Source organism: Corallococcus sp. BB11-1 (assembly GCF_026626625.1).
GTDB lineage: Bacteria > Myxococcota > Myxococcia > Myxococcales > Myxococcaceae > Corallococcus > Corallococcus soli.
The window spans coordinates 313,622-319,621 of the sequence record NZ_JAPNJY010000004.1; the positions used below are offsets into that span (position 1 = coordinate 313,622).

Annotated in this window: 5 protein-coding genes; 2 read left to right on the top strand and 3 right to left on the bottom strand. The window is 70.2% G+C overall.

The annotated features are described in order from the left end of the window. Nucleotides 1–28: 28 nt before the first annotated feature. A complete protein-coding gene (locus OV207_RS06795) occupies nt 29–724 on the bottom strand; it encodes a pirin family protein (RefSeq protein ID WP_267553611.1) in 696 nt (231 codons plus the stop codon). A 286-nt stretch (nt 725–1,010) separates the two neighbouring features. Here OV207_RS06795 and OV207_RS06800 point away from each other — a divergent pair, with 286 nt between their 5' ends. Continuing rightward, a complete protein-coding gene (locus OV207_RS06800) occupies nt 1,011–1,400 on the top strand; it encodes a peptide chain release factor-like protein (RefSeq protein WP_193347005.1) in 390 nt (129 codons plus the stop codon). A 6-nt stretch (nt 1,401–1,406) separates the two neighbouring features. On the opposite strand, the gene OV207_RS06805 is transcribed toward OV207_RS06800, so the two are convergent. Both OV207_RS06805 and OV207_RS06810 read right to left on the bottom strand, forming a co-directional pair. Continuing rightward, nucleotides 1,407–2,003, bottom strand: coding sequence for a transposase (locus OV207_RS06805; RefSeq protein WP_267553613.1), 597 nt, complete (start codon nt 2,001–2,003; stop codon nt 1,407–1,409). Further along, nucleotides 1,901–2,452 carry a winged helix-turn-helix domain-containing protein gene (locus OV207_RS06810; protein WP_267553615.1) on the bottom strand — a complete coding sequence of 184 codons (552 nt, stop codon included), beginning with the start codon at nt 2,450–2,452 and terminating at the stop codon, nt 1,901–1,903. The genes OV207_RS06805 and OV207_RS06810 overlap by 103 nt, the downstream gene beginning before the upstream one ends. Nucleotides 2,453–2,763: 311 nt before the next feature. Between OV207_RS06810 and OV207_RS06815 the strand changes: the two genes are divergently transcribed. Next, nucleotides 2,764–6,000 (top strand): hypothetical protein (locus OV207_RS06815; protein WP_267553617.1); only part of this gene is annotated, 3,237 nt, incomplete at its 3' end.

Sequence of the window (6,000 nt, forward strand, 5' to 3'; positions counted from 1 at the left end):
GAACGTTGGAACGTCCGAGCTTGCGGCGTCAGGCCATGTCGAAGAGCAGCGCCTCCGTGGGCGCCTTCGCGGCGAACGCCAGCGCCGTCTCCTCCGACACCGCCGCGCCGTCCCCCGCCTTGAGCGCCACGCCGTTGAGGGTGGCCTCGCCCCGGATGACCTGGAGCCACGCGTGGCGGCCGGGCGGCAGCACGTAGTCCACCTTCTCGCCTTCGCCCAGCACCGTCGCGGACAGCACCACGTCCTGGTGCACCGTCAGCGAACCATCGCGCCCGTCGCGGGATGCCACCACGCGGAACTTCCCGCGCCGCTCCTCCGGGTCGAAGCGCTTCTGCTCGTAGCCGGGCGGCAGGCCCTGGCGCTCCGGCATCAGCCAGATCTGCAGCAGGTGCAGCGGCTCATCCAGCGGGTTCATCTCGCTGTGCAGCACGCCCGTGCCCGCGCTCATGCGCTGCACCTCGCCGGGCCGGATGACGGCCTTGGTGCCCATGCTGTCCTGGTGCTCCACCGCGCCGCTCACCACGTAGGTGAGGATCTCCATGTCCCGGTGCGGGTGCTTGCCGAAGCCCCGGAGCGGCGCGACCGTGTCCTCGTTGATGACGCGCAGCGCGCGGAACCCCATGAAGTCCGGGTCGTAGTAGTCCGAGAAGGAGAAGGTGTGGTGGGTGTCGAGCCAGCCGTGGTTCGCGTGGCCTCGGGCTTCGGACGTCCGTACGTAGATCATGGTGTCGCTCCCTGCTTCTTCACTGCGCCTCACCGCTCCCCGCCGCATGCGAGATGAACCGGCAGGCTGCCTCCTCCTGGAGCAACCTCCAGGCCATGGCCCAACCTGCTGGAATCATTGGGACCAGTCCCAGGACAGCCCGCACTGCCCTCTCAAATCGAGAAGCCGGCCGCTCAATCAGGGAGTCCTCCCGGCCCGGCGGGCGGAGGACTCCGGCGGAAGGTGGGGGTCCACGTCAGGGAGGCGGTACCCGTGTCGTCCCCCCGACGCTACGTTGAGGACTGCCATGACGCCGACGACGCCCATCCCTCCCGCACGACGCCAGGCCGCCCGGGCGGCCCTCGCCTTGGATGACGAGGCCCTGCTGAAGGTCTGCGACGTGGAGTTCTTCATCGCGTCGGGTCCCGGCGGACAGCACCGCAACACCACCGCCAGCGGCGTGCGCCTGAGCCACCCGCCCACCGAGCTGTCCGTCACCGCCACCGAGCGCCGCAGCCAGTCCCAGAACAAGGACGCCGCCGTGCGCCGCCTGCGCGCGGGGCTCCAGGCCCTCACGTTCGTGCCCAAGGTGCGCAAGGCCACCCGCCCCACCCTGGGCTCCAAGCGGCGCCGGCTGGAAGAGAAGAAGCGCACCTCCGAGAAGAAGGCGGGCCGGGGCGGCCGCGTCGCCGACTAACCCCCTTCAGGGAAGTCCGGTAAGGCGCAAGCCAGCGTGAAGGAAGAAGGCGGCGAGAACGTCGTGGCGGTGGCCCAGGCGCACGAATGAAGCGCGTGCCTGGGCGCGCAGCTCGACGACAGAGTCGGGCGTGGCATTGCGCAGCTCGGCCTTCACCACGCCGTTGCAGCCCTCCTCGGGATTGAGGTCTGGCGCGTAGCCTGGCAGCCGCTCAAGGCGGAAGTCCTCGGGGTGGCGGGCGACGAAGTCGAGCGTCTCGGCACTGTGGTGCTGGTTGAGGCCGTCCCACACGATGGTGAGAGGACGGCCCACCTTCCCGCGGAAGTAGCGCAGGGCCGCGATGATGTCCTGGCTGGTGAAGCTGCCCTCTCGGTGGCGCGAATACAGGCGCGCCGGCCTGCGGCCGTACGGAGCAACGAGGGCGACGATGCTGGAGACTTCGCGCCGCTTGTCACGACGGCGCAAGGTGGGCGGATGCCCGACGGGCGCCCAGGTAGACGCTACGCGGGCCCGAAACGAACTACCTGTCTCGTCCACGAAGGCAATGGCCCGCCCGCTTCTTCGAGCCCCCTTTTGATGCGGGGCCAGTCGCGCTTCAGCCATGCCTCCACCAACGCATCGTTACGCTCCTTGGCTCGCGTGCGGGGCTGCTGCGGACTCAAACCCAGCCGGTGAAGGCGCTCGGCCAGGTAGTTGGGGTGGTAGCGCACTGCGAACGTGCGGTGGATGAGGTGCGCCACTCGCGTCAGCGTCCAGCGCTCGGTAGGGAAACCGCAGGTGCGCGCCCCTGCCCCTACCAGCTCCGCCACCTGCCGCCATTCCCCCGAACTCAACTTCGACGGCCGGCCCGTGCGCGGCCTCGCCTTCAACCCGCGTGGACTGCCGCCTGCCTCGTGCAGTCGCCGCGCCCAACGACTGACGGAGGCCTCGCTGACACCCACACGGCGCGCCACCTCCGCCTGCGACAGGTGCCCCCGTCGCAGGAGTTGTCCGGCTGCAAGCCGCCGCTCCTCAAGCTGCTGCGCCGTCCAGTGCTTTGGCTGCCACGCCATGGACGCCACCTCTCCATGACGTAACCGGTAGCCCCTTACCCGACTTCCCTGAAGGGGGTTAGGCGGCCCGGGACCGGGCCGCTACGCAGCCGGTGCGGACCTCGCAAGGTTTGCGTAGCCGCTGACGTCGCCTGGCCACAACGACACGGTTGCTTTCCAGGTGCCTCCTCCGGACGGAACCGTCGCCGGGAAGGCATACGGTGTGCACATCGCGGGTAGCCCCTGACCCCACAGGGGTTGGTTGGCCCCTCCACCCCCGGTGAACCTTGGCACACTCCCCCTTCGCAGCATCCTCCTGGCGGCGCGCCCTGTTGGGCCTGGCGCTGCTGGTGGCCGCGCCCGCGTCGGCCACGGACATCGTCACCTTCAGTCAGGGCTCGCTCATCATCCCCGAGCAGGCCACGTTCCAGCAGGGCTGCGGCAGCCTGTCCGCCTACGGGCTGGTGTGGCGCCTGCTGCAGGCCAACGAGCCGGGCGGCTTCAACGCGGCGCACCCGGTGACGGTGTACCTGGCCATCGACGACACGAAGAAGTCGCCCAACCGGTGCGTGCCCACCAACAAGCACCTGCCGCCCGCGCCCAACAACGGCCAGTGGAATGATCCGCAGTGGAACGACGGCTGTGACTTCCACATCTCACGCGCGGACGCGGCGCCCGTGGTGCCGGTGCCCGCGCTGGCGTCGCTGCCCCCCAGCGGCCTGTTCCCCGAGGACGACGTCGAGAACTTCACCACCACCACGGGTGAGGCCCGGCCGAACTTCCGCAAGGCGACGCTCAACACCGCCAGCGGCTTTCGCGACGTCCAGTACATGGGCGGCAGCTTCATCATCGACGCGAAGGACGCGAAGCACGCGCTCGACTTCCTGAACTCCGCCGCGGGCGCGGACGCGCCGAACAAGTTCCGCACCGAGTGCTCCTGCGACACGTTCCGCAACGGCATCGGCTGCTTCTACGTGCGCATGCACCAGGCCACCATCGAGTTCAACGCGCCCATCGGCCGGCGCCTCAACCGCGTGCCCCCGAAGATCGCCCTGCTGGATCGCCACGACAACGACAACAACGACAAGTCGTACGTGAAGGGCGGCATGCTGGACGACTACCTGCGCAACGCGGGCCTGGACTTCCCCGGCGCCGGCGGCTGCCCGGCGGGCACCAGCACCACCTGCAACCTCAACGGCGGCCGCCCCGGGCTCATCTACGACGCGCTCCACGCCAACGCGGACCTCATCTCCACCGCCGCGTTCCCCCACGGCCTGCTCAACGCCGTGGACCCCGCGACGCAGCGGCCGCGCTACCGCGTGTTCTGGGCGCCGCACTGGGAGATCGGCAACAGCCACCGCACGGAGTACAGCGCCAACGGGGACGGCGCCGTCAACCAGCGCGAGAACGTGCTCAACAACATCGCCTACTTCGCCGACCAGCGCGGCAACGGCCTGTTCGCCGAGTGCGCCAGCATCTGGTCCTATGAGACGAGCACGCGCCCGGACGGCTCGGCCATGCCGCGCTCGCGCTTCCAGGGCGACGCCAACTTCCAGATAAACCAGATGGGCAAACCCGGCTCCACCTGGGACGGCCGCAACTGCACGGACCCGGACTACCTGAGCGAGAGCCGCGGCCGGCCGCAGTGCATGCTCTACCCGAACCCGGGCGACCCGTTCTCCCAGATGGGGGACTTCCGCTACCGCAACGTGGTGGGCCACACGGACAACTACCGGGCGGACCTCTACAAGGACGGCGTGCGGCGGCTGGCGGTGAGCTGGCGGGACTACACGCTGGGCGAGCGCTACGACAACCCCACGGACGTGGCGCGCGGCCCCAGCACGCGCGGCCATGACTTCTTCTCCTTCAACCAGAAGGACAACGACCCGCAGAAGGCGACGGTCGTCTACCTGGCGGGCCACGACTTCAAGGAGAGCGTCGCGGGCACGCGCATCGTGCTCAACACGCTGCTCAACCTGGGCTCCGAACCGCTCCAGAGCGAGCGCACCGTCTCCGCCCCGGTGACGCTGGACGACACCAACGGCAGCGACGCGAACGGGTCGCGCGCCCTGCTGTTCAAGACGTCCTACGACGCGGTGTCGGGCTACCCGCCCGGCGCGGACACGTACACCCCCGCGCAGGGTTCGCACTGGGTGTTCCCCTACTACCCGGGCACGCTGCGTGCGCACTCGCTCATCGGCGGCACCGCGCTGTCCGTCGGGGAGAACTCGCTGTCGGACGGCACCCTCTGGAACGCGGATGCGCGCATGCCCCTGCCGGGCGCCCGCAACCTCTTCACCTACTTTGGCGGCGAGGTGACGGAGAACCCGGCGCTGGCCCCCAACCGCACCGCGCCCCGCGGCGTGCTCCAGGTGGGTTGGGTGCCGGAGGAGGTGTCCGGCACCCGCATCAACAGCAACTACGCCAACGTCCCCAACACCGGCTGCGTGGACGTGCTGAAGCTGGGCCGCGCCACGTCGCGCGACGGCACCTTCCGCTACGACTTCGTGCGCGGCGCGGACGGCGTGTGCGACCTGCAGCAGGCGACACAGTACACGCCGCAGGTGGGCGGCGCCGACTTCGGCGTGACCAACCTGCTGCTCAACCAGACCCAGCTCGCGCTCGACTTCCGCGCGGTGTCGCAGATGCTCCAGCGCGTGCGCGGCTTCTGCTTCGCCACCTCCACCCGCCGCGACGGCAGCGGCACCCCGGTGCTGGAGCCCAACGACAACCAGTGCAACAACGAGGACGCGGACAACCGCGCGCACCTGGGCGGCTTCATCCACTCCTCCCCGGTGGTCGTGCCCCCCAGCGCCAACATCCCGGACAAGGGCAGCCCGCGTCCCACGGTGGCGTACGCGGCCGGCCTGGACGGCCAGCTGCACGCCTTCTACGTCTCCGGCGGCAAGCAGTACGACGGCCCCCGGGAGGACCTGCAGTTCCCCAACCCGGACGCCACCGCGCGCTTCAAGACGAACCACGCGGCGGCCTTCCGCGGCGGCACCACGCCGCCCGCGGGCACGGAGCTCTGGAGCTTCCTGCCGGCCACGCAGCTGGTGGGCCTGCGCAACAACACCGCGCGGGTGAACAGCGCGCCCGTGGTGTTCGACGTGTTCGCGGACTTCGTGGGCAGCGGCCGGCGTGAGTGGCACACCGTGCTGGTGACCAACGTGGGCCAGACGGGCCGCGACCTGTTCGCCATGGACGTCACCAACCCGCTCAAGCCGGTGCTGCTGTGGCACCTGGTGGGCAGCCACTACGGCAGCGCCAGCGCGCCGCACACGGCGGTGGCGCTCGCGGACCGGAGCCAGGGCGGCACGGACTGGACGTACACCTGGGACGAGGCCACCAGCATCTTCAAGCTGCCGCCCGGGATTGACCCGGGCCGCAGCGCCAGCGGCCTCTACGACTACAGCGGGCTGGGCGGCTCGCGCGGCCTGTCGGTGGGCGTGGGCCGGCTGGGCCTGGAGCCCGTCTACACCGTGTTCGTCGCGTCCAGCAGCTCCGGCGCGCCGGGGACGCCGGCCAAGGGCGTGCAGGTGTTCGCCATCGACGCGGCCAACGGCCAA